Origin of the sequence: Allokutzneria sp. NRRL B-24872 (assembly GCF_002155965.1) — a bacterium.
Classification (GTDB): domain Bacteria; phylum Actinomycetota; class Actinomycetes; order Mycobacteriales; family Pseudonocardiaceae; genus Allokutzneria.
The window spans coordinates 1-841 of sequence record NZ_MUMH01000333.1; the positions used below are offsets into that span (position 1 = coordinate 1).

Annotated in this window: 1 protein-coding gene; it reads left to right on the forward strand. The window is 72.5% G+C overall.

Annotation, left to right across the window (positions count from 1 at the left end; genetic code table 11):
• Nucleotides 1-841, forward strand: an 841-nt coding sequence (locus CCN37_RS40595; RefSeq protein ID WP_168201060.1) for a hypothetical protein, incomplete at both ends; no start/stop codon positions are given.

An 841-nucleotide genomic window follows, 5' to 3' on the forward strand; every position in this document is an offset into this window, starting at 1 on the left:
CGCGAGCAGCCGCAGCAGGCCCAGCCACAGCGCCACGACAGCGGCCCTGTGCGCAGGGAACCCCAGCCGCAGCCACAGCAGCACGACAGCGGCCCGGTGCGCCGTCCGCAGCCCGAGGCGGACAAGCCGGAGTCCGCGAGGCCGTCGGTCTCCGGCGCCGCCCTGTTCCAGAACGTTTCGGACCAGACCGAAACCGTTGTCTTCCAACAGCTTCCTTCCGCTCCGAAGCCCGAAGCCGAGAAGCCCCAGGAGTCGGCCCCGCGTTCCGAGGACGAGCAGGCCCACCCCGTCGGCGACACGCGGCCGAACCCGAAGCCGGAGCAGGCGACCACCTTCGCGCGGCCCGTTGGGGATGGCCCGAATCCTGACCAGGCAACGACTTTCTCGCGTCTGAACGGCCCGGAGCAGACGGCACGGCCCGTTGGCGACGGCCCTCGTCCCGACCAGTCGACGACGTTCGCGCGCCCGGTTGGCGACCCGAGCAGGTCGGAGCAGGTGACAGCCTTCTCGCGGTCCGCTGACGACGGCCCGAAGCCCGACCAGGCAACGACGTTCACCCGCCCGGGCGGTGACGCGCCGAAGCCCGACCAGTCGACCACGTTCGTCCGGCCGGTCGGCAGGCCGGAGCAGGCCACGACCTTCTCGCGGTCCGCTGACGACGGCCCGAAGCCCGACCAAGCAACGACATTTGCCCGTCCCGTTGGTGACGGTCCGAAGCCCGAGCAGGCGACGACGTTCGTCCGCCCCGTCGGCGACCCGAGCACCAGCCGCATCGACCAGGCGACCACGGCGATCCGGCCGGAGGCGCTGAGCGGGCTCGGCGCCTCCGGCCGGATCGCCG